This window comes from Streptomyces sp. NPDC048825, assembly GCF_043198355.1.
In the GTDB taxonomy this organism is placed as follows: domain Bacteria; phylum Actinomycetota; class Actinomycetes; order Streptomycetales; family Streptomycetaceae; genus Streptomyces; species Streptomyces xiangluensis.
Genome location: NZ_JBICUR010000002.1, coordinates 22,427 through 46,866, shown reverse-complemented (window position 1 = coordinate 46,866; position 24,440 = coordinate 22,427). Strand labels below are relative to the sequence as shown.

At 69.5% G+C, this 24,440-nt stretch carries 21 protein-coding genes and 1 tRNA gene; 12 read left to right on the top strand and 10 right to left on the bottom strand.

Annotated elements, in window-relative coordinates; translation table 11 throughout:
- Window positions 1-74 precede the first annotated feature (74 nt).
- Genes galT through galK form a run of 3 tightly spaced genes read left to right on the top strand, consistent with a single transcriptional unit; the run spans window position 75 to window position 3,247 of the window.
- Entirely contained in the window at window positions 75-1,139 is a 1,065-nt protein-coding gene (gene galT, locus ACGFNK_RS05525) for a galactose-1-phosphate uridylyltransferase (protein WP_393412249.1), read from the top strand.
- Window positions 1,136-2,104 (top strand): UDP-glucose 4-epimerase GalE, encoded by a 969-nt coding sequence (galE, locus tag ACGFNK_RS05520; protein ID WP_393412247.1) that lies wholly within the window; start codon window positions 1,136-1,138, stop codon window positions 2,102-2,104. Before galT ends, galE begins: the two co-directional genes overlap by 4 nt.
- Window positions 2,105-3,247, top strand: coding sequence for a galactokinase (gene galK / locus ACGFNK_RS05515; protein WP_393412245.1), 1,143 nt, complete (start codon window positions 2,105-2,107; stop codon window positions 3,245-3,247).
- A 116-nt stretch (window positions 3,248-3,363) separates the two neighbouring features.
- Here the strand turns inward: galK and ACGFNK_RS05510 are convergent, their stop codons facing one another.
- Window positions 3,364-3,807 carry a GNAT family N-acetyltransferase gene (locus ACGFNK_RS05510; RefSeq protein ID WP_393412243.1) on the bottom strand — a complete coding sequence of 148 codons (444 nt, stop codon included), beginning with the start codon at window positions 3,805-3,807 and terminating at the stop codon, window positions 3,364-3,366.
- A gap of 266 nt (window positions 3,808-4,073) precedes the next feature.
- Here ACGFNK_RS05510 and ACGFNK_RS05505 point away from each other — a divergent pair, with 266 nt between their 5' ends.
- Complete coding sequence (locus ACGFNK_RS05505) at window positions 4,074-4,841, top strand: LuxR C-terminal-related transcriptional regulator (protein ID WP_393412241.1); 768 nt, start codon at window positions 4,074-4,076, stop codon at window positions 4,839-4,841.
- On the opposite strand, the gene ACGFNK_RS05500 is transcribed toward ACGFNK_RS05505, so the two are convergent.
- Window positions 4,800-5,297 (bottom strand): MarR family winged helix-turn-helix transcriptional regulator, encoded by a 498-nt coding sequence (locus ACGFNK_RS05500; RefSeq protein WP_393412239.1) that lies wholly within the window; start codon window positions 5,295-5,297, stop codon window positions 4,800-4,802. The two genes, ACGFNK_RS05505 and ACGFNK_RS05500, sit on opposite strands and share 42 nt — an antisense overlap.
- Before the next feature lie 103 nt (window positions 5,298-5,400).
- On the opposite strand from ACGFNK_RS05500, the gene ACGFNK_RS05495 reads away from it, so the two are divergent.
- From ACGFNK_RS05495 to ACGFNK_RS05475, 5 genes are all read left to right on the top strand, one after another.
- Complete coding sequence (locus tag ACGFNK_RS05495) at window positions 5,401-6,204, top strand: trans-aconitate 2-methyltransferase (protein WP_393412237.1); 804 nt, start codon at window positions 5,401-5,403, stop codon at window positions 6,202-6,204.
- 120 nt (window positions 6,205-6,324) lie between these two features.
- Window positions 6,325-7,716 carry an MFS transporter gene (locus tag ACGFNK_RS05490; RefSeq protein ID WP_393412235.1) on the top strand — a complete coding sequence of 464 codons (1,392 nt, stop codon included), beginning with the start codon at window positions 6,325-6,327 and terminating at the stop codon, window positions 7,714-7,716.
- Window positions 7,713-9,125 (top strand): alpha/beta hydrolase family protein, encoded by a 1,413-nt coding sequence (locus ACGFNK_RS05485; RefSeq protein WP_393412233.1) that lies wholly within the window; start codon window positions 7,713-7,715, stop codon window positions 9,123-9,125. The genes ACGFNK_RS05490 and ACGFNK_RS05485 overlap by 4 nt, the downstream gene beginning before the upstream one ends.
- 78 nt (window positions 9,126-9,203) lie before the next feature.
- Window positions 9,204-10,055 carry a PaaX family transcriptional regulator C-terminal domain-containing protein gene (locus tag ACGFNK_RS05480; RefSeq protein ID WP_393413245.1) on the top strand — a complete coding sequence of 284 codons (852 nt, stop codon included), beginning with the start codon at window positions 9,204-9,206 and terminating at the stop codon, window positions 10,053-10,055.
- A 357-nt stretch (window positions 10,056-10,412) separates the two neighbouring features.
- Window positions 10,413-12,509: a glycosyltransferase family 4 protein gene (locus tag ACGFNK_RS05475; RefSeq protein WP_393412231.1), complete on the top strand. Its 2,097-nt coding sequence runs from the start codon at window positions 10,413-10,415 to the stop codon at window positions 12,507-12,509.
- 62 nt (window positions 12,510-12,571) lie between these two features.
- Here the strand turns inward: ACGFNK_RS05475 and ACGFNK_RS05470 are convergent, their stop codons facing one another.
- The gene (locus ACGFNK_RS05470) at window positions 12,572-13,243 is read right to left on the bottom strand and encodes a TetR/AcrR family transcriptional regulator (RefSeq protein ID WP_344394972.1); all 672 of its coding nucleotides are present in this window, start codon (window positions 13,241-13,243) and stop codon (window positions 12,572-12,574) included.
- Window positions 13,240-14,250, bottom strand: coding sequence for an acyl-CoA desaturase (locus ACGFNK_RS05465; protein WP_393412229.1), 1,011 nt, complete (start codon window positions 14,248-14,250; stop codon window positions 13,240-13,242). Before ACGFNK_RS05465 ends, ACGFNK_RS05470 begins: the two co-directional genes overlap by 4 nt.
- Before the next feature lie 320 nt (window positions 14,251-14,570).
- Between ACGFNK_RS05465 and ppc the strand changes: the two genes are divergently transcribed.
- Entirely contained in the window at window positions 14,571-17,303 is a 2,733-nt protein-coding gene (ppc, locus tag ACGFNK_RS05460) for a phosphoenolpyruvate carboxylase (protein ID WP_393412227.1), read from the top strand.
- A 377-nt stretch (window positions 17,304-17,680) separates the two neighbouring features.
- Here the strand turns inward: ppc and ACGFNK_RS05455 are convergent, their stop codons facing one another.
- The 6 genes from ACGFNK_RS05455 to ACGFNK_RS05430 all read right to left on the bottom strand — a co-directional run bounded on the left by ACGFNK_RS05455 (window position 17,681) and on the right by ACGFNK_RS05430 (window position 22,496).
- Window positions 17,681-18,166 (bottom strand): hypothetical protein, encoded by a 486-nt coding sequence (locus tag ACGFNK_RS05455; protein ID WP_386343885.1) that lies wholly within the window; start codon window positions 18,164-18,166, stop codon window positions 17,681-17,683.
- A 64-nt stretch (window positions 18,167-18,230) separates the two neighbouring features.
- A complete protein-coding gene (pth, locus tag ACGFNK_RS05450) occupies window positions 18,231-18,833 on the bottom strand; it encodes an aminoacyl-tRNA hydrolase (RefSeq protein ID WP_386343887.1) in 603 nt (200 codons plus the stop codon).
- Window positions 18,834-18,902: 69 nt separating this feature from the next.
- Window positions 18,903-19,493 carry a 50S ribosomal protein L25/general stress protein Ctc gene (locus ACGFNK_RS05445; RefSeq protein WP_393412224.1) on the bottom strand — a complete coding sequence of 197 codons (591 nt, stop codon included), beginning with the start codon at window positions 19,491-19,493 and terminating at the stop codon, window positions 18,903-18,905.
- Between the two features lie 255 nt (window positions 19,494-19,748).
- Window positions 19,749-20,723 (bottom strand): ribose-phosphate diphosphokinase, encoded by a 975-nt coding sequence (locus tag ACGFNK_RS05440; RefSeq protein WP_386343890.1) that lies wholly within the window; start codon window positions 20,721-20,723, stop codon window positions 19,749-19,751.
- A gap of 109 nt (window positions 20,724-20,832) precedes the next feature.
- Complete coding sequence (gene glmU / locus ACGFNK_RS05435; protein WP_393412222.1) at window positions 20,833-22,281, bottom strand: bifunctional UDP-N-acetylglucosamine diphosphorylase/glucosamine-1-phosphate N-acetyltransferase GlmU; 1,449 nt, start codon at window positions 22,279-22,281, stop codon at window positions 20,833-20,835.
- Between the two features lie 143 nt (window positions 22,282-22,424).
- Window positions 22,425-22,496 (bottom strand) — tRNA-Gln (locus ACGFNK_RS05430).
- 303 nt (window positions 22,497-22,799) lie between these two features.
- Between ACGFNK_RS05430 and ACGFNK_RS05425 the strand changes: the two genes are divergently transcribed.
- Window positions 22,800-23,207 (top strand): YciI family protein, encoded by a 408-nt coding sequence (locus tag ACGFNK_RS05425; RefSeq protein WP_393412220.1) that lies wholly within the window; start codon window positions 22,800-22,802, stop codon window positions 23,205-23,207.
- A gap of 8 nt (window positions 23,208-23,215) precedes the next feature.
- On the top strand, window positions 23,216-24,361 hold the full coding sequence (locus ACGFNK_RS05420; protein WP_393413243.1) for an RNA polymerase sigma factor: 1,146 nt from the start codon (window positions 23,216-23,218) through the stop codon (window positions 24,359-24,361).
- The last annotated feature ends 79 nt before the right edge of the window (window positions 24,362-24,440 follow it).

Here is a 24,440-nt window from a genome sequence, read left to right as displayed (position 1 = left end):
GGGGGCAACCCCCGGACCTCCGGCCGGTCAGGTCGGCTGCAGTACTCGGCGGCGCAAGAGGAAGGCTCGGTTCCGTGAAAAAGACCTCGACCCGGCTGGCCGACGGTCGTGAGCTCATCTACTACGACGCGCGTGATGACGCGGTCCGCGACGCGGTCGACCGCAGACCGCTCGACGCCACCGTCACCACGTCTCAGGTACGCCGCGACCCGCTGGTCGGCGACTCGGTCGCGATCGCCTCGCACCGCCAGGGCCGCACCTACCACCCGCCGGCGAACGAATGCCCCCTGTGTCCGTCCGAGGGCGACCGTCTCAGCGAGATACCGGGCTCCTCGTACGACGTCGCCGTCTTCGAGAACCGCTTCCCCTCCCTCGCCGGAGACTCCGGCCGCTGCGAGGTCGTCTGCTTCACCTCCGACCACGACGCGTCCTTCGCGGACCTGACGGACGAACAGGCAGGGCTGGTCCTGGAGGCCTGGACCGACCGCACCGCCGAGCTGTCCCATCTGCCGTCCGTCGAGCAGGTCTTCTGCTTCGAGAACCGCGGCGCCGAGATCGGCGTGACGCTCGGACATCCGCACGGGCAGATCTACGCGTACCCGTTCACCACCCCTCGTACGGCCCTGATGCTGCGCTCGCTCGCCGCGCACAAGGAGGCGACCGGCGGGGAGAACCTCTTCGACGACGTGGTCGCCCGCGAACTGGCCGACGGCGACCGGATCGTGCTGGACGCCGAGCACTGGGTGGCCTTCGTGCCGTACGCGGCGCACTGGCCGTACGAGGTGCACCTCTACCCGAAGCGGCGGGTGCCCGACCTGCTGGGCCTCGACGAGGACGCCCGCACAGAATTCCCCCAGGTGTATCTGGAACTCTTGAGGCGCTTCGACCGGATTTTCGGCGAGGGTGAGCCTCCGACGCCGTACATCGCCGCCTGGCATCAGGCGCCGTTCGGCACGCTGGAGGAGTTCGAGGGTGTCAGCCGTGACGACTTCGCGCTCCACCTCGAGCTTTTCACCATTCGCCGCACTTCCGGCAAGCTGAAGTTCCTCGCGGGTTCCGAATCCGGTATGAGCGTGTTCATCAACGACGTGCCGCCGGAGACCGCGGCCCAGCGACTGCGAGAGGTAGCGAGTTCATGAGTGGGAAGTACCTGGTCACCGGCGGTGCGGGCTATGTCGGCAGCGTGGTCGCGCAGCATCTGCTGGAGGCGGGCCACGAGGTCGTCGTCCTCGACAACCTCTCGACCGGCTTCCGCGAGGGCGTTCCGACTGGTGCTTCCTTCATCGAGGGCGACATCCGGGACGCCGCCAAGTGGCTGGACTCCTCCTTCGACGCCGTGCTGCACTTCGCCGCGTTCTCGCAGGTCGGCGAGTCGGTGGTGAAGCCGGAGAAGTACTGGGAGAACAACGTCGGCGGCACGATGGCCCTGCTGGAGGCCATGCGGTCGACGGGCGTCCGCAAGCTCGTCTTCTCCTCCACGGCCGCCACATACGGCGAGCCGGAGGAAACCCCGATCGTCGAGTCCGCGCCGACGGCGCCGACGAACCCGTACGGCGCCTCGAAGCTCGCCGTCGACCACATGATCACCGGAGAGGCGGCTGCCCACGGCCTTGGCGCGGTGTCACTGCGCTACTTCAACGTGGCGGGCGCGTACGGCAGTTGCGGCGAGCGGCACGACCCCGAGTCGCACCTCATCCCTCTCGTCCTTCAGGTCGCCCAGGGCAGGCGCGACGCCATCTCCGTCTTCGGCGACGACTACCCGACGCCGGACGGCACCTGCATCCGCGACTACATCCACGTCGCGGACCTGGCGGAGGCCCACCTGCTGGCCGTCGAGGCGGCCACCCCTGGCGAGCACCTGATCTGCAACCTCGGCAACGGCAACGGCTTCTCGGTCCGCGAGGTCATCGAGACGGTGCGCCAGGTCACCGGGCACCCGATTCCCGAGGTGGCCGCTCCGCGCCGCGGCGGCGACCCGGCGGTGCTGGTGGCTTCGGCGCAGACGGCCCGTGAGCGGCTCGGCTGGAACCCGTCCCGCGCGGATCTCGCGGGGATCGTGGCGGACGCGTGGGCGTTCGCGCAGAACGTGTCGAAGGAGCGCTAGGTGGGCGTACGGGAAGGCTTCGAGGAGCTGTACGGGGCGGCCCCCGAGGGCGTATGGGCGGCGCCGGGCCGGGTCAACCTGATCGGCGAGTACACGGACTTCAACGAGGGTTTCGTGATGCCCCTCGCGCTGCCGCACACGGCGGTGGCGGCGGTCTCGCGCCGCGACGACGGCGTGCTGCGGCTGCACTCGGCCGACATCGAGGGCCCGGTCGTCGAGCTGCACGTCGACGAGCTGGCGCCGCTGACGAACACGAGCTGGGCGGCGTATCCGGCGGGTGTGGTGTGGGTCCTGCGCGAGGCGGGTCACACGGTGACGGGCGCGGACATCCACCTCGGCTCGACGGTGCCGACGGGCGCGGGTCTGTCCTCCTCGGCCGCACTGGAGGTCGTGACGGCCCTCGCCCTCAACGACCTGTTCGAACTCGGGCTCACGGGACCGGAGCTGGCCCGCGTCTCCCAGCGCGCGGAGAACGACTTCGTCGGCGTCCCCTGCGGCATCATGGACCAGACGGCGTCCGCCTGCTGTACCGAGGGTCACGCCCTCCACCTCGACTGCCGCGACCTCTCCATCCGCCAGGTCCCCTTCGACCTGCCCGCCCACGGGCTTCAGCTCCTGGTCGTCGACACCCGCGTCAAGCACGCCCTGGGCGACGGCGAGTACGCGGAACGCCGGGAGGGCTGCGAAGAAGGCGCCCGCATCCTGGGCGTCTCGCACCTGCGGGACGTGGCATACGACGACCTCGACACGGCCCTGTCCCGCCTGTCCGACGAACGCGTACGCCGCTACGTACGCCACGTCGTCTCGGACGACCACCGTGTGGAGCGGGTCATCGCCCTGCTGGACGCGGGCGACGTACGAGCGATCGGCCCCGTACTGACGGCCGGCCATGTGTCGTTGCGGGACGACCTCCGCATCTCCTGCCCGGAGCTGGACCTGGTCGTCTCCACGGCGAACCAGGCCGGTGCACTGGGCGCCCGCATGACGGGCGGCGGATTCGGCGGCTCGGCGATCGTGCTGGTGGAGTCAACGGACGCAGACACGGTCACGAAGGCGGTGGAGGAGGCCTTCGCGGCGGCGGGATTCACGGCACCTCGGGTGTTCGCGGCGGTGCCTTCGGCTGGGGCGCGGCGGGTGGGCTGATTCTCAGCCCGTCCGGCGTTTGAGGACGAGGCCGCCAGGCCGATACGGGGGTCTGGGGGCGGAGCCCCCAGGTTCATGATGGGACGGGTAGGGGCGGCGGGGGCGAAAACCCCTCGTCACCCCAATCGCTTCGTCAGCGTGTACTCCGTAACCCCCGGCGGATAGTCGGGAATCTCGCACACCACCTCATAGCCCCGCTTCTTGTAGAACTCCGGGGCCTGGAAGTCCCAGGTCTCCAGGCGGGAGTGGCGGCAGTCGCGTTCCACGTGGGCCAGTTGTTCCGCTCGGGACAACAGGTGGGATCCCAGGCCCGTACCGCGGTGGGGGCCGTCGACCCAGAGGTACGTCACGTGCAGCCAGGTCGCCCAGGTGTGGCCGACCAGGCCGCCCGCAAGCTCGTCCCGCTCGTCCAGCGCCCAGAGCTGGAGCGGAAGCTCGCGTTCGCCAGGGGTTCCGCGGAGAGCACGGAGTACGGGAGAGGCCGCCGTGTTGGCGTCCCGGAGACGGGAACGCAGCAACTTGCCGAACTCTCTGTCGACTCCTGTCTCGATACGAAACATATGCCTCACCATAAACGCGCCGGACAATCAGTTCTGCAAATCCTCTTCCGCTCCTGCCGCCCGGCCTTACTCTGATGAGCAGCACCGGTGGGGGCCGGTGCTGATCAGGGGGCGAGACAATCGGGTACGACGCCCGGAGTGGGGGTAGCAGTTCCAGCACGGCGGCGGCCGTGTGGCTGCGGCTCCCCGTCCCGGGGTCCTCGGGGTCCCGGAACATTCCGGGCGCCGTACCTGCGTCGGTCGTCCCCCGACCAGTGGGGGTTTCAGTGGTTCGCATCCGTGTTCTGGTCGTCGACGACCATCGCATCTTCGCCGAGTCGCTCGCGGCAGCTCTTGCCGCCGAGCCTGACGTCGACGTGTCCGCGGCCGGCAGCGGTCCCGCCGCGCTGCGCTGTCTGGAGCGCGCGGCGGCGGAGGGCCGCAGATTCGACGTGCTGCTCGTCGACGCCGATCTGGGCGGCAATGTGCCGGGCGTCCGCCCGGCCGTATCCGTGCACGACAGCAACGAAGAAGGCCTGGTCGACGGCATCTCTCTGGTCGCGGGCGTCCGTTCGGGCCAGCCGGGTGTGCGTATCGTCGTCCTCGCCGAGAAGGACGACCCGCGCCGCGCGGCCCTCGCCCTCCAGGCCGGAGCCTCGGGCTGGGTCGCCAAGGACTGCTCGCTGTCGAGGCTGCTGACGGTCATACGAGGCGTGCTGCGGGATGAGACGCATCTGCCGCCCGCCCTGCTCACGGGCGTGCTGCGCGAGCTGACCGCCGCCCGTAAGCACCGCACCGAGAGCGAGCAGCTCGTTGAGTCCCTCACGCCGCGCGAGCGCGAGGTGCTGCGGTGCATGGTCGCGGGCCTGGGGCGCAAAGCCGTCGCCGAGCGCCTGTTCCTGTCCCCGCACACCGTGCGTACGCATATGCAGAACGTGCTGGGGAAGCTGGGAGTCCACTCCACCCTTGCCGCGGTGGCGCTCGCCCGCCGCGCCGGGGTCGGTCCGGTCGACCTAGCCGGGGATGTTGTCGAACGGGGCGGTCAACTGGCGTAGCAGCCCGGCCAGTTCACCGCGCTGCGCACTGCTGAGTTCCGCCAGGATCGCCCGCTCCTGGTCGAGGAGTCCGGCCAGCGCCTGGTCCGCGCGGTCTCGCCCCTCGTTGCTCAGCCGCACCAGCACGCCCCGGCGGTCACTGGGGTCGGGGAGGCGCTCCACCAGGCCCTTCTTCGCCAGCCGGTCGATACGGTTCGTCATCGTTCCGGAGGTCACCAGGGTCTGGGTCAGCAACTGGCCGGGGGAGAGCTGATACGGAGCACCGGCTCGCCTCAGCGCGGTGAGTACGTCGAACTCCCAGGGCTCCAGGCTGTGTTCGGAGAACGCCAGTCGGCGTGCGCGGTCCAGATGCCGGGCCAGCCTGCTCACCCGGCTGAGCACTTCCAGCGGCTCCACGTCGAGGTCCGGGCGTTCCCGGCGCCACGCTGCGACCAGCCGATCGACCTCGTCCTCCATGGCGATCAGTGTAGTGGTTGTGTCGATGTGAAGTCTCTTGACGTCAAGATAATTTGGGTGTGAGGCTGAAGGTCCCTCTCGGCCGCTTCAAGGAGGCCCACCAGTGCCCGCGCCCGCCCCCATCTGGGACCCGAGTCAGTACCTGCGTCACGCGGACCATCGCGCCCGCCCGTTCGTGGACCTCCTGGCCCGCGTCCCGTCCCTGCCCCGGGACCCGGCCCGCATCGCCGACCTCGGCTGCGGCCCCGGCAACATGACCCGCCTCCTCGCCGACCGCTGGCCCACCGCGCACATCACCGGCCTCGACAGCTCACCCCAGATGCTCGCCCGCGCCGAATCGCTGGCGGGCCCCACGCCGGGCGGCGGCCACCTCGGCTTCGCCGCCGCGGACGCCGGGACTTGGTCGCCGGCAGAGCCGTACGACCTGATCGTCAGCAACGCCACTCTGCATTGGGTACCGGACCATGTGGCCCGCTTCCCCGCCTGGGTGGACGGCCTCGCCCCCGGCGGCACCTTCGCCTTCCAGGTGCCGGGCAACTTCGACGCCCCCAGCCACCGCCTGATGCGCGAACTCGCCCACTCCGCGCGCTGGAAGGACCGCCTGGCCGGAACGCTCCGCCATGACGGCGCGGTCCACGAACCCGCCGACTATCTCCAGGCCCTCACCGGCCTCGGCTGTGAAGCCGACGTCTGGGAGACGACGTATCTGCACCTCCTGACGGGCGAGGACCCGGTCCTGGACTGGGTGAAGGGGACGAGTCTGCGTCCGATCCTGACGGAGCTGGGCGATGGGGCCGAGGCCTTCGTCGCCGAGTACCGCGCCGCCCTGCGCACCGCGTATCCGGCCGGGGAACAGGGCACCGTGTTCCCCTTCCGTCGCCTCTTCGCCGTCGCCCGGAAGGGGTGAGGGCGGCAGGTCGGCCTCGGGGGTGCCGGGCCGTGGCTTGATGTTGTGCAGATTATTGACGGCCGTTTTTAAGGCGCCTATCTTCGCGATGTCCCTCCCCCCGCTCAAGGGAGACCCCCGATGCCCCCGTCCCCATCTGCCTCCCCACCCCCACCCCGCTCCCCGGAATCCGCGCGGCAGTTGCGTCGCGTCGCGCTGTCCGGGCTCCTCGGTACCGCCGTCGAGTTCTACGACTTCCTCGTCTACGGAACCGTCGCAGCGCTCGTCTTCGGCGAACTGTTCTTCCCGGGTGCCGACCCCGCCGTCGGCACCATCGCCGCGTTCGGCACCTTCGCCGCCGGCTACGTCGCCCGCCCTCTCGGCGGCATCGTCTTCGGCCACTTCGGCGACCGGCTCGGCCGGAAGTCCATGCTGTTGCTGACCATGGGCCTGATGGGCGGCGCCAGCTTCCTCATCGGCGTGCTGCCCACGTACGAAACCGTCGGCGTCTGGGCACCCGTCATGCTCATCACCCTGCGCGTCGTACAGGGCCTCGCCATCGGCGGCGAATGGGGCGGCGCGACCCTCATGGTCGTCGAGCACGCCGGGGAACGGCGACGCGGACTGTGGTCCAGCTTCACGCAGATGGGAGCGCCGCTCGGCTCCCTCCTGTCGTCGGCCGTGGTCACCCTCGTCGTCACGCTGCCCCGGGACGAGTTCGCCGCCTGGGGCTGGCGCGTGCCCTTCCTGCTCAGCGTCGTCCTGCTCGGCGTCGGCCTGTTCGTACGCCTGAAGGTCGTCGAGAGCCCGCTGTTCGCCGAGGTGAAGAAGGAGCGCAAGGAGTCCCGGCTGCCCGTAGTGGACGTACTGCGGCGGCCCCGCCCGCTGCTGCTCGCCTGCTGCGTCGGCATCGGCGCCTTCACCGCACAGTCCCTGCTGACCAGCTACATGATCGCGTACGCCACCGGCATCGGCTACGCCCGCCCGCAGGTGCTGACCGCCCTCACCGTCTCCGCCTGCGTCGCGCTCGTCGTCCTGCCCTGCGCGTCCGCGCTGTCCGACCGGATCGGCCGCCGCCCGGTCGTACTCGCCGGCGCCATCGCCTCCGCCGCGCTGGCCTTCCCGGTGGTCGCCCTGGTCGACTCCAAGTCACCTGGCCTGCTGATCCTGGCGATCGCCCTCGGCCACGGTGTCGCCCAGTCGACGATGTACGGCCCGCTGGGCGCGCTGCTCACCGAGATGTTCGGCACTCGCGTCCGCTACACCGGCGCCTCCCTCGGCTATCAGCTCGCCACCCTCGTCGGTGCCGGCTTCTCCCCGATGATCGCCGGAAGCCTGGTCGCCGCGGACGGCGGCGGCTCGACCTCGATCGCCCTGCTGCTGTGCGGGGGCGCCACCATCACCGCGCTGACCGTCTGGTTCCTGCGCGAGACGCACCGCGACTCACTGGCCGGAGCCGGAGCCGGAGCCGGAGCCGGGCCCGGAGCCACCACCCCCCACACCCCCTCCTCCAAGGAGCCGATGACCTCGTGACTTCCCCCGCCCGCACCCGCGCCCGCACGTTACGACCGCGCGGCACCGCCGCCCTTGCCGCCCTCCTGCTCGCCGCCGCGGCCGGCGCCACGGCTCCCGCGTACGCCGACGCGCCCGCCGAGCACATCGAAGGCACCCTCCCGTCCGGCGCCAAGTACGTCATGGACAAGCCCGCCGACTGGAACGGCACCGTCCTGCTTTTCAGCCACGGCTACCGGCCCGTCGGATCGCCCCTCGCCGCCCAGAACGCCCCCGACGACGCGACGAAGGCGCTTCTCCTCGAGAAGGGCTACGCGCTCATCGGCTCCTCGTACGCCACCAACGGCTGGGCGGTGACGGACGCCGTGCCCGACCAGCTCGCCACTCTCGACGTGTTCACCGAGCGGTCGGGCGAGGCACGGCGCACCATCGCCTGGGGGCAGTCGTACGGCGGCCTGGTCACCACCGCCATCGCCGAGCGGCACCCCGGGCGCATCGACGGCTCGCTCGCCATGTGCGGGCTCGTCCACGGCGGTGTCGCCAACTGGAACAACACCCTCGACCCCGTCTTCGCCCTCAAGACCCTGCTCGCGCCCGGCTCCTCCGTCCAGCTGACCGGTTTCGCCGACCAGGCCTCGGCGGCAGCCGCCGCCGGCACCATGGGCAAGACGGTCACCGACGCCCAGGCCACCACCGAGGGCCGCGCCCGCATCGCCCTCGCCGCCGCACTCCACAACATCCCGGGCTGGAACGACGCCTCGCAGCCCCAACCCGCCCCGGACGACTGGAACGCCCAGCAGGCCAACCAGTACCAGGCCCTCCAGGGGATGCTGAGCATGCCCGCGTTCAGCTGGCGCCAGGAGGCCGAGAGCCGGGCCGGCGGCAACATGTCCTGGAACACCGGCGTCGACTACACGAAGATGCTGCGCCAGTCCTCCGTCTACAAGGAGGTCACCGAGCTCTACAAGGACGCGGGCCTGTCCCTGAAGAAGGACCTGGGCGCCCTGAACCGGGCCCCGCGCATCAGCGCCGACCCCGGCGCCGTCGACTGGATGAGCCGCACCAGCTCGTTCACCGGCCGACTGCACAAACCGCAGCTCACCATCCACACCACCGGCGACGCCCTCGTCCCCGTACAGGTCGAGAGTGCCTACCGCAGGGCCGCCACGGCAGGCGGCTCGGCACCGCTCCTGCGCCAGGCGTACGTCGACAACCCCGGCCACTGCACCTTCAGCCCGGCCGAGCAGACAGCCGCACTGCACACCCTGGAGAAGCGGCTCACCGCAGGCCACTGGAAGGGCACGGATCCCGCGTCGCTCAACGCCACGGCCGCCGCTGCCGATCCCACGACCCCGGCCCGGTACATCCCGTACCGGCCCGCGCCGTACCCCCGCCCGTACGACCTGGCTCATCCGGCCGACCGCCGGTGACAGGTGCGTACGACCGCCCGTTCTTTCCCCGGCGCGGGCGGTCGTACGCTTACGGCTGTGGAGGACGACAAGCAAGACATGACGGCCACGACGGACACCCCTGATGCCGCTGACATGGCTGACGCCCCGCATCCGCGCCCTCAGTCGCTCGTGCTCGCCTTCTTCGGCAACCACGTCCTGGACGAAGGCGACCTGTGCGTCTACTCCGGCAGCATCATCGACGTGCTCGCCAGGGTCGGGACAGGAGAGCAGGCCGTACGCTCCACGCTCACGCGGATGGTCAACCGGGGTCTGCTGCGGCGCCAGCGCGAGGGCCGCAAGATGTTCTTCGGGCTCACCCCGCAGGCGGTCCGGATCCTCGAGGACGGCGGACAGCGCATCTGGCGCGACGGCGCGGTCAACGAGGACTGGGACGGCACCTGGACCCTGCTCGGCTTCTCCCTCCCCGAGTCCTGGCAGCGCCAGCGCCACGACCTGCGTTCCCGGCTGACCTGGTCCGGCTTCGGCGCCCTCTACAGCGGGCTGTGGATCGCCCCGGGCCATGCCGACGTCCGCGGCGCCATCTCCGAACTCGGCCTCGACGCCCACGTCAAGGTCTTCCACGCCCGCGCCGACGCGTTCACCGACGTCGGCCTGATGATCCGCGAGAGCTGGGACCTGGAGAGCATCGCGGCGCGATACGTCGCCTTCGACAAGCGGTGGGCGGCCGTGTCGCCACCGGCCGACCCCGTCGCCACGCGGCTCCGACTGGTCGCCGAATGGCTGCGGATCATACGTACGGACCCTCGGCTGCCGGTCCAGCACCTGCCCCCCGAGTGGCCGGCCCGCCAAGCCCAGGAGACGTTCCGTCGGATAGCCATGGAGACGGCGGGGTCCGCTGCGCGGATGGCTGCGCAGCTGCTGGAGACGGTTCCACTGCGCTCGGCTTGACAGTTCGGCCCGGTGGCACGGTGCGGGTAAGAGGGGCTCCCGTGTCTGTCTCGTTTCCAGCGCAATCATTTCCCGTTTCGGCCAATTAGATGAACCCGTTCCGCTTCTGGTCGACGGGCCGAACGTATGCCACATGTCACCTGTTTCTTCGGTGTAAATTCAGCTGGCGTTTGCTAGGGTTCGGATCCGCAGGGGGGTCTGTGACCAGGCGTGTTGTTCTTGCCTTTCTTATCTGCTGCCGCTTTCTGGTGGCGTCAGCCTGCCCTGCTGCTGTTTCCGCGGAGCGGCTCCGCTTCCTGAGAGGAATTCTTCGGTGGTATACAGACTCCGGATTGTTCGAGTGAAGCCGAGAACGCTGTGAAGATCGCTTTCCTGATCAACAACGCGTACGGAATCGGCGGCACCATCCGCTCCACGGGGAACCTCTCGGCCGCGTTCGCCGACCGCCACGACGTCGAGGTCGTCAGCGTGCACCGCGTAGCGGACGAACCGGCGCTCCCCTTCGACCCGCGCGTACGGCTGACCTCGCTGATCGACATGCGCGAGGGCACCCCGGGTTACGAGGGCGCGCATGAACTCACCCGGCAGCCCTGCACGATGTTTCCCGACACGGGCGCGGCCAAGTACTCGTCGAAGCTGCCGTACTCGGCCCTTCAGGACGAGCGCATCGGCGGCTACCTCAGGGACACCGACGCCGACGTGGTGATTTCCACCCGCCCGGACCTCAACGGCTATCTCGCCCGCGACGGCCGGCCCCGCTATCTGCGGATCGGCCAGGAACACCTGAGCCTCGACGCCCACGGCGACCTGTTGCGCGATCACCAGAACAGAGCCGTCGCGGGCCTCGACGCATTCGTCACCGTGTCCGAGGCGGACGCCGCGCAGTACCGCGCCGCACTGCCCGCGGTGACGACGCGGATCGTCTGCGTACCCAACGGCGTGCGCACCCCGGCCGTCCTCCCCTCCTCCCTGGACTCCCGCGTCATCGTGGCGGCCGGACGTCTGATCGCCGTCAAGCGGTACGACCGGCTGGTATCGGCCTTCGCCAAGGTGGCCACGGAGCACCCCGCCTGGACCCTGCGGATCTACGGACGCGGGCCGGAGAAGACGAGGCTGCGGGAGCAGATCGAGCGGCTCGGGCTGTACGACCGTGCCTTCCTCATGGGACCCGTGTCGCCCATCGAGACCGAGTGGGCGAAGGGTGCGATCGCGGCCGTCTCCTCCGACATGGAGTCGTTCGGCATGACGATCGTCGAGGCCATGCACTGCGGCGTCCCGGTCGTCGCGACCGACTGCCCGCACGGACCCGGCGAGATCATCACCGACGGCCAGGACGGACTCCTCGTACCGCTCTCCGGCGACGTCGACGCCTTCGCCGACGGACTGAAGCGCCTTGTCGCGGACCCCGAACTGCGCCGTAACATGGCCGCAGGCGCCCGGGAGAAGGCCGCGACCTACGCCCCCTCCGCCATCGCCCCCCGCTACGAAGCGCTCATCGACGAACTGTCCCGCAACCGCCGCCGCACCTTGGCCGGCGGAAGCGCGGCCCTGATCCGGCGCCTGAGCCGCACCGTCCTGTCCCGCCCGGCCAGGCCCGCCGCCCCGGAGAGCACCCCGCAGCCCACCGCACACGCCCGCGCGACAGCGGAAGGCGGCCTGACCGTCCTGCTGGACACGGCCGAACTGCCCGCTGGGCCCCTGGACTTCGTCCTGCGTCTGCGCCGCGACCCGGCCAAGCAGGAGGTCCGCCTCCCCGTGCTCCCGGACCCGGACTCCCCGGACACCGGCGCCCGCGTCACCCTGCACCGAGCCGAGCACAGCCTCGCCGAGGGCCGCTGGGACTGCTACGTCGCCCCGCGCGGCACCGGCTCCGGCACCCGCACGCGCCTCACCGCCCGCCTCGTCGAGCAGGCGCCTCTGCTCCGAAGACCTCTCACAGTCCGCGAACCCGACGGTGTGAGCGCGTGGATCCCGTACACCACCGCCGACGGCTTCCTCGCCCTGCGCACCTGGCTGCGGCCCGCCCATGCCGAGGCCGAGCAGATCGAGGTCGGCGAGCGCTCGGTCTCCGTCACCGTCTCGCTGCACGGGGCCACCGGCCTCGCGGCCGGGGCCGGGGTCATGGTGCAGGCGGTGTCCCGGACGGAGCGGGCGTACGACTTCTCCGTGCCCGCCAGTCCCGCGGGCGCCGACAGCATCCGCTTCACCGTCCGGTACGAGGAGGTCATGGCGCGGCGCACCACGGAACAGGACCTCTGGGATCTGCGGCTGTCCACCGCCGACGGGACGATCCCGATGGGCAGGATCAGTGGGGACATCGTGGAGCGCAAGAAGACGGATGTCGTGCCGGCGGTCGTCCTCGACCATGCTCAGCGTGGCCCTACCCGGATCAGACCGTTCTTCTCCGCCACCAACGACCTGGCGCTGAGCGCCCGCGACATCGAGGACGACTGAGGACCGACTGACGGCGGACTCAGGGCCGGCTGAACGGCCGGCCCCGCCGAACCGGCCGCTCCTCAGCTCTTGCGGTGCCCGATGAGGCGCGGCTTCGCCTCCAGCCCGTCAAGGCCGTGCCAGGCCAGATTCACCAGATGGGCGGCCACCTCGGCCTTCTTCGGGCGCCGTACGTCCAGCCACCACTGGCCGGTCAGGGCGACCATGCCGACCAGGGCCTGGGCGTAGAGCGGCGCGAGCTTCGGGTCGAAGCCTCGGCTCTTGAACTCGCGGCCCAGGATGTCCTCGACCTGGGTCGCGATGTCGGAGATCAGCGAGGCGAAGGAACCCGTGGACTGGGGGATGGGGGAGTCGCGGACGAGGATGCGGAACCCGTCCGTGTACTCCTCGATGTAGTCGAGCAGCGCGAACGCCGCCTGCTCGCACAGTTCGCGGGGGTGGCCTGCCGTGAGGGAGCTGGTCACCATGTCCAGCAGGCGCCGCATCTCACGGTCCACCACCACCGCGTACAGGCCCTCCTTGCCGCCGAAGTGCTCGTACACCACCGGCTTGGAGACCCCGGCCTTCGCCGCTATCTCCTCCACCGACGTGCCCTCGAAGCCCTTGGCGGCGAAGAGCGTTCGGCCGATCTCCAGGAGTTGCTGGCGTCGCTCCGCCCCCGTCATCCGGGTCCGGCGCGCACGCCTCGGCTTGTCGTTGCTGGGTGTGCTGGAGTCGGCCACGCCGTCAATCATGCCGCCTCGGCGGCCTCTGTTTTCTGCCGGGAGCCCTTCCCATCGGGGTTCCGGCGGGAATCGATACGCGAGCGTGACGGCCAGCGCACGTCGTACGCCCAGCCGAGCATCTCGAACCAGCGGATGATCCGTGCCGAGGAGTCCACCTGTCCGCGCTCCACGCCGTGCCGGGCGGACGTCGGATCGGCGTGGTGCAGGTTGTGCCAGGACTCGCCGCAGGACAGTACGGCCAGCCACCACACGTTGCCCGAGCGGTCACGCGACTTGAAGGGGCGCTTGCCCACCGCGTGACAGATCGAGTTGATGGACCAGGTGACGTGATGCAGCAGTGCCACCCGGACGAGTGAGCCCCAGAAGAACGCCGTGAAGGCTCCCCACCAGGACATCGTCACCAGACCGCCGATCAGCGGCGGAAGCGCCAGCGAAAGCAGGGCCCACAGAATGAACTGGCGGGAGATCGCACGGATCGCCCCGTCCTTGATCAGATCCGGCGCGTACTTCTCCTGCGGCGTCTGCTCCTCGTCGAACATCCAGCCGATGTGCGCCCACCACAGGCCCTTCATCAGAGCCGGGACCGTCTCGCCGAAGCGCCACGGCGAGTGCGGGTCGCCCTCGGCGTCGGAGAACTTGTGGTGTTTGCGGTGGTCGGCGACCCAGCGGACCAGCGGGCCCTCCACCGCCATCGAGCCCATGATCGCGAGCGCGATCCGCAGCGGGCGCTTGGCCTTGAAGGAGCCGTGCGTGAAGTAGCGGTGGAAACCGATGGTGATGCCGTGGCAGCCGAGGTAGTAGAAGAACACCAGTAGACCGAGGTCCAGCCAGCTCACTCCCCAGCCCCAGGCCAGCGGTACGGCCGCGAGCAGCGCGAGGAACGGGACGGTGATGAAGAGAAGGAGCGTGATCTGCTCGATCGAGCGCTTCTGCTCGCCGCCCAGCGTGGCGGAGGGGAGCGAAGTGTCGTTATGCGCCTTCGGGGCGTCGTCGATCACATCGGAGCTTGTGGTCATGGGGCGTCCCCTGTGGGGTTCGTGGATTGAGACGATGCCGGATGTACGGGCATACGGCGCCGTATGTCATGCCTACGGTTCCGTAACCTACGGCGTCGTAAGTATGGCAGCGCTCAGCCCGGCGGCAAGAGGCCGAGAGTCTGCGCCTCCGCATCGAGACCTATCCTTGGAATCGGTCGGACAGCGCGGTCCGCTCTGTTTCTTAACTTCCCGGATGCCCTCTTGCTATGCGGCCACCGCTGCCGCAGGCCGACGGGTTCCGGGGGTTCCCCACTCAGCCGAGCCTCAGATGAGCTTCACCACTGCAAGGAGCCGCACCTGTGAGCAGTGCCGACGACCAGACCACCACGACCAGCAGTGAGCTGCGCGCCGACATCCGCCGCCTGGGCGACCTGCTGGGCGAGACCCTCGTACGCCAGGAGGGCCCCGAGCTCCTCGAACTGGTCGAAAAGGTGCGTCGCCTCACCCGTGAGAACGGCGAGGCCGCCGCCGAGCTGCTGCGCGGCACGGAACTGGAGACCGCCGCCAAGCTGGTCCGCGCCTTCTCGACGTACTTCCATCTCGCGAACGTCACCGAGCAGGTGCACCGTGGCCGCGAGCTGCGCGCCAAGCGGGCCGCCGAGGGCGGACTCCTCGCGCGTACGGCGGACCGGCTCAAGGACGCCGATCCCGAGCACCTGCGCGCGACCGTACGGCACCTGAATGTTCGCCCGGTCTTCACCGCCCACCCGACCGAGGCCGCCCGCCGCTCCGTCCTCAACAAGCTGCGCCGGATCGCCGCCCTCCTCGATACCCCCGTCATCGAGGCGGACCGCCGCCGCTACGACACCCGTCTCGCCGAGAACATCGACCTCGTCTGGCAGACCGACGAGCTGCGCGTCGTACGCCCCGAGCCCGCCGACGAGGCCCGTAACGCGATCTACTACCTGGACGAACTGCACGCCGGCGCAGTCGGCGACGTCCTCGAGGATCTGACCGCCGAGCTGGAACGCGTCGGCGTCGAACTGCCCGACGAGACCCGCCCGCTGACCTTCGGCACCTGGATCGGCGGCGACCGCGACGGAAACCCGAACGTCACCCCCCAGGTGACCTGGGACGTACTGATCCTCCAGCACGAGCACGGCATCAATGACGCCCTGGAGATGATCGACGAACTCCGCGGCTTCCTGTCCAACTCCATCCGCTACTCGGGCGCGACCGAGGAACTGCTGGAGTCCCTCCAGGCCGACCTGGAGAACCTGCCGGAGATCAGCCCCCGCTACAAGCGCCTCAACGCCGAGGAGCCCTACCGCCTCAAGGCCACCTGTATCCGGCAGAAGCTGGAGAACACCAAGCAGCGGCTCGCCAAGGGCATCCCGCACGAGGAAGGTCACGACTACCTCGGGACCTCCGAGCTGCTGCGTGACCTCACGCTGATCCAGACGTCCCTGCGCCAACACCGCGGTGCGCTCTTCGCCGACGGCCGCATGAACCGTACGATCCGCACGCTCGCGGCCTTCGGTCTCCAGCTCGCCACCATGGACGTACGGGAACACGCCGACGCCCATCACTACGCGCTCGGCCAGCTCTTCGACCGGCTCGGCGAGGAGTCATGGCGTTACGAGGACATGCCGCGCGAGTACCGGCACAAGCTGCTCGCCAGGGAACTGCGCTCCCGCAGGCCCCTCGCCCCGACTCCGGCCCCGCTGGACGCGGCCGGGCAGAAGACCCTCGGGGTGTTCGGGACGGTCAAGCGGGCCCTGGAGGTCTTCGGACCCGAGGTCGTCGAGTCGTACATCATCTCCATGTGCCAGGGCGCGGACGACGTGTTCGCCGCGGCCGTCCTCGCCCGCGAGGCCGGGCTGATGGACCTGCACGCGGGCTGGGCGAAGATCGGCATCGTGCCGCTCCTGGAGACGACGGACGAGCTGCGCGCGGCCGACACCATCCTCGAGGGCATGCTCGCCGACCCCTCCTACCGGCGGCTCGTGGCGCTCAGGGGCGATGTCCAGGAGGTCATGCTCGGGTACTCCGACTCCTCCAAGTTCGGCGGCATCACCACCTCCCAGTGGGAGATCCACCGTGCCCAGCGGCGGCTGCGCGACGTCGCCCACCGCTACGGCGTACGCCTTCGCCTCTTCCACGGCCGCGGCGGCACCGTCGGCCGGGGCGGTGGTCCCACGCACGACGCGATCCTCGCCCAGCCCTGGGGAACCCTCGAAGGCGAGATCAAGGTCACCGAGCAGGGCGAGGTCATCTCGGACAAGTACCTGATCCCCGCGCTGGCCCGGGAGAACCTGGAACTGTCCGTCGCCGCCACCCTCCAGGCCTCCGCCCTCCACACGGCCCCGCGTCAGCCCGGCGAGGCGCTGGCGCGCTGGGACGCGGCGATGGACGTCGTCTCGGACGCCGCCCATGCCGCGTACCGCCGCCTGGTCGAGGACCCGGACCTGCCCGCGTACTTCTTCGCCTCCACCCCCGTCGACCAGCTCGCCGACCTGCACCTCGGCTCCCGGCCTTCGCGGCGGCCCGACTCCGGTGCGGGCCTCGACGGGCTGCGGGCCATTCCGTGGGTGTTCGGCTGGACCCAGTCGCGGCAGATCGTGCCGGGTTGGTTCGGCGTCGGCTCGGGCCTGAAGGCGCTGCGCGAGGCGGGTCTCGACAGCGTTCTGGAGGAAATGCACGAGCAGTGGCACTTCTTCCGCAACTTCGTCTCCAACGTCGAGATGACCCTCGCCAAGACGGACCTGCGGATCGCCCGCCACTACGTCGACACGCTGGTCCCCGACGACCTGAAGCACGTCTTCGAAACCATCGCGGCCGAACACGAGCTGACGCTGAGGGAGGTCCTCCGGATCACCGGTGAACAGGAACTCCTGGACGCCCAGCCGGTCCTCAAGCAGACCTTCACGATCCGGGACGCCTACCTGGACCCGATCTCGTACCTCCAGGTAGCTCTGCTGAAGCGCCAGCGTGACGCGGCGGCTTCGGGCGCCGACCCGGATCCGCTCCTGTCGAGGGCGCTGCTGCTGACGGTGAACGGGGTGGCAGCGGGGTTGCGCAACACGGGGTGACGGCTTGGAGGGGCGGCGGGTTTCGGGGGACCCCCACCATCCCGGGGCCGGCCCCGAACCCCGCCATGGGCTCTGCCCCTGGACCCCGCTGAGGGCTGCGCCCCCAGACTGCGCCCCCAGACTGCGCCCCCATACCCCCGATCGGCCTGAACGGCCTCGTCCTCAATCGCCGGACGGGCTGGTTGATGCCGGCCTGGGCTGCAAAGTTTCGCCTGGGCGGCGGAATTCAGCCCAGAGCCGCGCAAAATCAGCCTCTCCGGCGTTTGAGGAGCGGGGGTCTGGGGGCTGCCCGGGGCTGGCCCCGGGATGGTGGGGGTCCCCCCGCTCGAGCGAAGCCGAGAGTGGGGGAGGGTAACGGCGGCGGGGGCGAAACACCCTCACAGGGCCACGAACGCCGCCGTCAGCAACGTCAACCCCGCGCCGCCCAACACCCACGCAAGCCGTGACAGCCGCAGTCCCCCTGCCACCACCAGCGAAGCGAGAAGCAGCGCACCCCCGAGCGGAACCCATGCATAAAGCAGCCCGCCGGGCCCCGTACGGACCACCTGGTCGCTCCCCGGCTTCACCACCACCGCATACGTCTCGCCCTTCTCCACCACCACCGTGCTCGAGATGGTGACCCGGTCACGAGGGGTCGACCCCTCGGACACCGGCGCGTACGACCCCGTACAGCGATCGTCCGCGCACCGAGTGACCGTCATCGTCCCGCGCTCACGCCCCTTGGTGAGCATCACGTGTTGCGCGGTACCCCACGAGGCCCAGACGCCGGCGATCAGTAGAAGCACCGCGACCGTCCCCATCGTCGCGAGCCGCCCGAACCGCAGCGCGGAGCCTGCGCTCGGGCGGGAGGTGAGGGCAGACATGGCGGAGATCCTTGGCCATCCCCCTGCGCTCGGTCAACTTCGGCTTGCTCACACCGGGGACAAGTCAGGAGTTGTACGTACTCTGCGCCCGCGTCAACCCATCGATCACCAGACACTCCACCGCATCGGTCGCCCGGTCGACGAAGTAGTCCAGCTCCTTGCGCTCCGCCGACGAGAAGTCCTTCAACACGTAATCCGCGACCTGCATACGCCCCGGAGGCCGCCCGATCCCGAACCGCACCCGGTGATAGTCCGAACCCATCACCTTCGTCATCGACTTCAGCCCGTTGTGACCGTTGTCGCCACCGCCCAGCTTCAGCCGCAGCACGCCGTAGTCGATGTCCAGCTCGTCATGGACGGCGACGATGTTCGCGACCGGCACCTTGTAGAAGTCCCGCAGGGCGTTCACGGGACCGCCCGACAGATTCATGTACGACATCGGCTTGGCCACCACCACGCGCCGACTCCCCGGCCCCGGCGGCCCGATCCGCCCTTCCACCAGCTGAGCCTGCGCCTTCCCGGCCCGCTTGAACTTCCCCCCGATCCGCTCGGCCAGCAGATCGGCCACCATGAACCCCACATTGTGCCGGTTCATCGCATACTCGGGCCCCGGATTACCCAGCCCCACCACCAACCAGGGGGCCCCGGCGTCGCTCGTCACGTGCATGTCTCCTTCATACGCGCCGACCGCCGCTCCCGGAGGAACGGCGGCCGGCGAAACGACGACAGGGCGGGATCAGGCCTCCGCGGCCTCGCCCTCGCCCTCGCCCTCCTCCGTCGGCTCCTCCGCCTGCGCGGACAGAACCTGGAGAACAACAGCGTCCTCGTCGATCCCCAGCGTCGTACCCTCCGGCAGCGGCACGTCCTTCGCGAGAATGGAGTCACCGGCCGCCAGGCCCTCGATGGACACGGTCACCGACTCCGGAATGTGCGTGGCCTCGGCCTCGACCGGCAGCGCGTTCAGCACGTGCTCGACAAGGAAGGCACCCGGAGCCAGGTCGCCCTCGGTGTGGACGTAGATCTCGACGTTGACCTTCTCGCCACTGCGCACCAGCAGCAGGTCCACGTGCTCAAGGAAGCCCTTGATCGCGTCACGCTGAACGGCCTTCGGAATCGCCAGCTGCTTCTTGCCGTCGATCTCGAGGGCAAGCAGAACGTTCGGCGTACGCAGCGCCAGCAGCAGGTCGTGACCCGGCAGCGTCACATGAACCGGTTCGCCACCGTGGCCGTACAGCACACCGGGAACCTTGCTCTCACGGCGGATACGACGCGCCGCACCCTTGCCGAACTCGGTACGCGTTTCGGCGGCGAGCTTCACCTCGGCCATGCTCATCACTCCTCGTAGATAAAGGGGAACGTGGTCACCCGGCCAAACAACGGCCTGCTACGAAGAGCGCGTCGATTACGGACCGCCGTACCAGCGCCTTTCACAACGCCGTACGGCCTCCCTCGCCGAGCAACTGTGACAGCTTACGCGGCGGGAAGGCCGTACCAGAAATCGATCTTCAGGACAGCATCCGGCCTGCTGACCGGCCTACTGCTGTCCGGGTCTACTGCTGTCCGGGTTTACTGCTGTCCGGGTTCAGTGCTCCTCGAACAGGCTCGTCACCGAACCGTCCTCGAACACCTCACGCACCGCACTCGCGATCGTCGGCGCGATCGACAGCACCGTGATCTTGTCCAGCTCCAGCTCACCTGGCGTCGGCAGCGTGTTCGTGAAGATGAACTCACTGACCTTCGAGCCCTTCAGCCGGTCCCCGGCCGGGCCCGACAGCACGCCGTGCGTCGCCGTCACGATCACATCCTCCGCACCGTGCGCGAACAACGCATCCGCCGCAGCGCAGATCGTGCCACCCGTGTCGATCATGTCGTCGACCAGCACACACACCCGGCCCTCGACATCACCGACCACCTCGTGCACCGTGACCTGATTCGCCACGTCCTTGTCACGACGCTTGTGCACGATCGCCAGCGGAGCGCCCAGACGGTCACACCAGCGGTCCGCCACCCGCACCCGGCCGGCGTCCGGCGAAACCACCGTCAGCTTCGTGCGATCCACCTTCTTGCCCACATAGTCCGCGAGCAGCGGCAGCGCGAAAAGATGATCCACCGGGCCATCGAAGAAACCCTGAATCTGATCCGTGTGCAGATCGACCGTCAGGATCCGGTCGGCACCCGCCGTCGCCATCAGGTCCGCGATCAGACGCGCCGAAATCGGTTCACGTCCCCGGTGCTTCTTGTCCTGACGGGCGTAACCGTAGAACGGCACAATCACCGTGATGCTCCGAGCGGAAGCCCGCTTCAGAGCGTCGATCATGATCAACTGCTCCATGACCCACTGATTGATCGGAGCCGTGTGGCTCTGGATCACAAAGCAGTCCGCACCACGCGCCGACTCCTCGTAACGGACGTAGATCTCGCCGTTCGCGAAGTCATAGGCCTTGGTCGGGACAACCCCGACACCCAACTGCTGGGCGACCTCCTCGGCAAGCTCGGGGTGGGCGCGGCCGGAGAAGAACATCAACTTCTTCTCGCCGGTCGTCTTGATCCCGGTCACAGCACTGTCTCCTCAGAGGTTTCTCAGCCGGTCGTCACACGGTGGTTCCAGCTGGGTGTGCGGATGTGCACCTATCACGGTACGCCGTCGCAGAGGCGCCGATTTCTGGTCAGCTTTCGCTTTCGGCCTCGCGGGAAGCCGCTTCAGCCGCCTTCGCGGCCGCGCTCCCCGGACGCTTCCGAGCCACCCAACCCTCGATATTCCGCTGCTGGCCACGGGCCACGGCCAGCGAACCGGGCGGCACGTCCTTGGTGATGACCGAGCCCGCCGCGGTGTAGGCACCGTCCCCGACCGTGACAGGAGCCACAAACATGTTGTCCGAACCCGTCTTGCAGTGTGAACCCACGGTGGTGTGGTGCTTGGCCTCACCGTCGTAGTTCACGAAGACGCTCGCGGCGCCGATGTTGGAGTACTCGCCGATCGTCGCATCGCCCACGTACGACAGATGCGGAATCTTCGTACCCTCGCCGATCGACGCGTTCTTCGTCTCGACGTACGTCCCCACCTTGGCCTTCAGCCCCAGCCGCGTACCCGGACGCAGATACGCGAACGGCCCCACATTCGCCTGAGGCCCGACCTCGGCACCGTTCGCCACCGTGTTGTCCACCCGGGCGCCCGCACCCACCTTGGTGTCTTTGAGGCGGCAGTTGGGGCCGACCTCCGCGCCCTCGCCCAGATGCGTCTCGCCATGCAACTGCGTACCCGGATGCACGATCGCGTCCTGCTCGAACGTGACCGTCGCATCGACCCACGTGGTCGCCGGGTCGACCACCGTCACACCGGCGAGCATGGCCCGGTCCAGAAGCCGGTCGTTCAGAATGCGACGCGCCTGGGCCAGCTGTACGCGGTTGTTGATCCCCGCGATCTCACGGTGATCGCCGGCCACGGAAGCCCCGACCCGATGCCCGGCCTCGCGCAGGATGCCAAGGACGTCGGTGAGGTACTCCTCACCCTGACTGTTGTCCGTACGGACCTTGCCGAGCGCATCCGCGAGGAGCTGGCCATCGAAGGCGAACACACCCGAGTTGATCTCACGGATCTCACGCTGGGACTCGGTGGCGTCCTTGTGCTCGACGATCGCCGTGACAGCCCCCGAGACCCCGTCACGCACGATCCGCCCATAACCGGTCGCGTCCGGAACCTCGGCGGTGAGCACGGTCACGGCGTTCCCGTCGGCGGTGTGCGTCGCCGCGAGCTTCTGAAGCGTCTCGCCACTGAGGAGGGGAGTGTCACCGCACACGACCACCACGGTCCCGTCGACGCCGCCGCCCAGCTCCTCCAGCCCCATCCGCACCGCATGCCCGGTCCCGTTCTGCTCGGCCTGCACGGCCGTACGCACATCCGGATCGATCTCGGCGAGATGCGCGGCAACCTTCTCCCGCGCATGTCCCACCACGACGACCAACTGCTCGGGCTCCAACTCCCGCGCGGCGGCAAGCACATGCCCCACAAGGGAACGGCCACAGATGTCGTGCAGAACCTTCGGTGTGGCCGACTTCATACGGGTGCCCTCACCCGCTGCGAGAACGACTACGGCTGCCGGGCGAATGGCGCTCACGGGTTTTGCCCTTCGGCTTTGATGACTGCGATGTCTGATGTCTTTGGGGTGCGGACATCGGCAGGATACCGGGGCGTTGTGCGGAGGAAATGTGTTCGGGGCCCGACCCCGTCTTCCTGGGGCAGGCCCCGAACCGAGCAGGGCTCCCCCGCCAGGACTCGAACCCGGACAGATGGCACCAAAAGCCACAGTGCTGCCAATTACACCACGGGGGAATGAAATCGACCGAGCCGGACATCCAGCCAGGTCGCCGTGTGGGCTCCCAACACTATGCCGTACCAGGCGCCTTCCACGCGACGATACAACTTGGCGCTCTGGGTGACGTAGATGACCAGGCGGCCTCGCTCCGTTGCGTCCTCGCGCCACGCCGTGGACCCGGACGCCGCGAGACGGCTCACCCAGGCACATCCAGGAGAGCCGAAAAAAAGTCGGACGGCGATGTCGAGAACGCGTGACCGGCTCCGTCCCTGCTGTGAACGCGACCACAATGGATCGCACCAGCACCGAGGAGAAACACGATGGCCAAGTACCTGCTGCTCAAGCACTACCGAGGCGCCCCGGCTCCGGTCAACAACGTGCCGATGGACCAGTGGAGCCCGGAGGAGATCTCGGCACACGTGCAGTACATGAACGACTTCGCGGCCCGGCTGGAGAAGACCGGCGAGTTCGTCGACGGCCAGGCGCTCGCCCCCGAGGGAGCGTGGGTCCGCTACGACGGTGAGGGGCGCCCGCCGGTCACCGACGGACCGTTCGCGGAGACCAAGGACCTCATCGCCGGCTGGATGATCATCGATGTCGACAACTACGAGCGCGCCGTCGAGCTGGCCGGGGAGCTGTCGGCCGCCCCTGGGGCGGGCGGCAAGCCGATCCACGAGTGGCTGGAGCTGCGCCCGTTCTACGGCGTGACGCCCACCATCACGGAGTGACGACTCAGATGAACGAGGCCCTGCTCCGGAGCCTCACGCCGAGCGTGCTCGCCATCCTCGTCCGCCGCGGAGCCGACTTCGCGGCGGCCGAGGACGCCGTGCAGGACGCGCTCGTCGAGGCGCTCCGGGTCTGGACCGCCGACCCTCCGCGGGATGCCAAGGGCTGGCTGGTCACCGTGGCCTGGCGCAAGTTCCTCGACGCGACGCGCGCCGACACCGCCCGCCGCCGGCGTGAGGACCGCGTCGAGGAGGAGCCGGCGCCCGGGCCGGCGCCCGCGGTGGACGACACGCTCCAGCTCTACTTCCTGTGCGCCCACCCGTCGCTGACGCCGTCGTCCGCCGTCGCGCTCACGCTGCGCGCCGTCGGCGGGCTGACCACCCGCCAGATCGCCGAGGCCTACCTGGTGCCCGAGGCGACCATGGCGCAGCGCATCAGCCGGGCCAAGCGCACCGTCTCCGGCGTGCGGTTCGACCAGCCCGGCGACGTCGCCACCGTGCTGCGCGTCCTCTACCTGGTCTTCAACGAGGGCTACTCCGGCGACGTCGACCTCGCTGCCGAGGCCATCCGGCTCACCCGGCAGCTCGCGGCCGCGATCGACCACCCCGAGGTGGCGGGGCTGCTCGCCCTCATGCTGCTCCACCACGCCCGGCGCGCCGCCCGGACCGCGCCCGACGGCAGCCTGGTGCCGCTCGCGGAGCAGGACCGCGGCCGGTGGGACACGACAGTGATCGCCGAGGGCGTGGAGATCCTGCAGGCGGCCCTCGCCCGCGACCGGCTCGGCGAGTTCCAGGCCCAGGCCGCCGTCGCGGCACTCCACGCCGATGCGCCCACCGCCGAGGAGACCGACTGGGTGCAGATCGTCGAGTGGTACGACGAGCTCGCGCGCCTGACCGACAGCCCGGTCGTCCGCCTCAACCGTGCGGTGGCCGTCGGTGAGGCGGACGGACCGCGCGCCGGCCTGGCGGCACTCGCGGCGCTGGACGACTCACTGCCCCGCCACACCGCGGTGGCGGCCTACCTCCACGAGCGCGACGGCGACCTGGCGACGGCGGCACGTCTGTACGCCGAGGCGGCCCACAAGGCACCCAACCTCGCCGAGCGCGCCCACCTGACGCGCCAGGCCGCCCGGCTCAACGCCCGCCGGCGCGACTGACGGGCCGCGCCCGGTTTCTCCCGCGGCACCATACGGGGCGCTTTCGCCTCTGTTCGATTACGGGCTGTGGTGTAGGCCA

Bases quoted from the DNA above. Each gene is read 5' to 3' on its own strand.
- galE (WP_393412247.1), top strand. From the start codon at position 1,136: ATGAGTGGGAAGTACCTGGTCACCGGCGGTGCGGGCTATGTCGGCAGC.
- ACGFNK_RS05420 (WP_393413243.1), top strand. From the start codon at position 23,216: ATGAACGAGGCCCTGCTCCGGAGCCTCACGCCGAGCGTGCTCGCCATC.
- ACGFNK_RS05510 (WP_393412243.1), bottom strand. From the start codon at position 3,807: ATGTTTCGTATCGAGACAGGAGTCGACAGAGAGTTCGGCAAGTTGCTG.
- ACGFNK_RS05470 (WP_344394972.1), bottom strand. From the start codon at position 13,243: ATGATTGACGGCGTGGCCGACTCCAGCACACCCAGCAACGACAAGCCG.
- ACGFNK_RS05445 (WP_393412224.1), bottom strand. From the start codon at position 19,493: ATGGCCGAGGTGAAGCTCGCCGCCGAAACGCGTACCGAGTTCGGCAAG.
- ACGFNK_RS05500 (WP_393412239.1), bottom strand. From the start codon at position 5,297: ATGGAGGACGAGGTCGATCGGCTGGTCGCAGCGTGGCGCCGGGAACGC.
- ACGFNK_RS05480 (WP_393413245.1), top strand. From the start codon at position 9,204: ATGACGGCCACGACGGACACCCCTGATGCCGCTGACATGGCTGACGCC.
- pth (WP_386343887.1), bottom strand. From the start codon at position 18,833: ATGCACGTGACGAGCGACGCCGGGGCCCCCTGGTTGGTGGTGGGGCTG.
- ACGFNK_RS05465 (WP_393412229.1), bottom strand. From the start codon at position 14,250: ATGACCACAAGCTCCGATGTGATCGACGACGCCCCGAAGGCGCATAAC.
- ACGFNK_RS05425 (WP_393412220.1), top strand. From the start codon at position 22,800: ATGGCCAAGTACCTGCTGCTCAAGCACTACCGAGGCGCCCCGGCTCCG.
- ACGFNK_RS05455 (WP_386343885.1), bottom strand. From the start codon at position 18,166: ATGTCTGCCCTCACCTCCCGCCCGAGCGCAGGCTCCGCGCTGCGGTTC.
- ACGFNK_RS05490 (WP_393412235.1), top strand. From the start codon at position 6,325: ATGCCCCCGTCCCCATCTGCCTCCCCACCCCCACCCCGCTCCCCGGAA.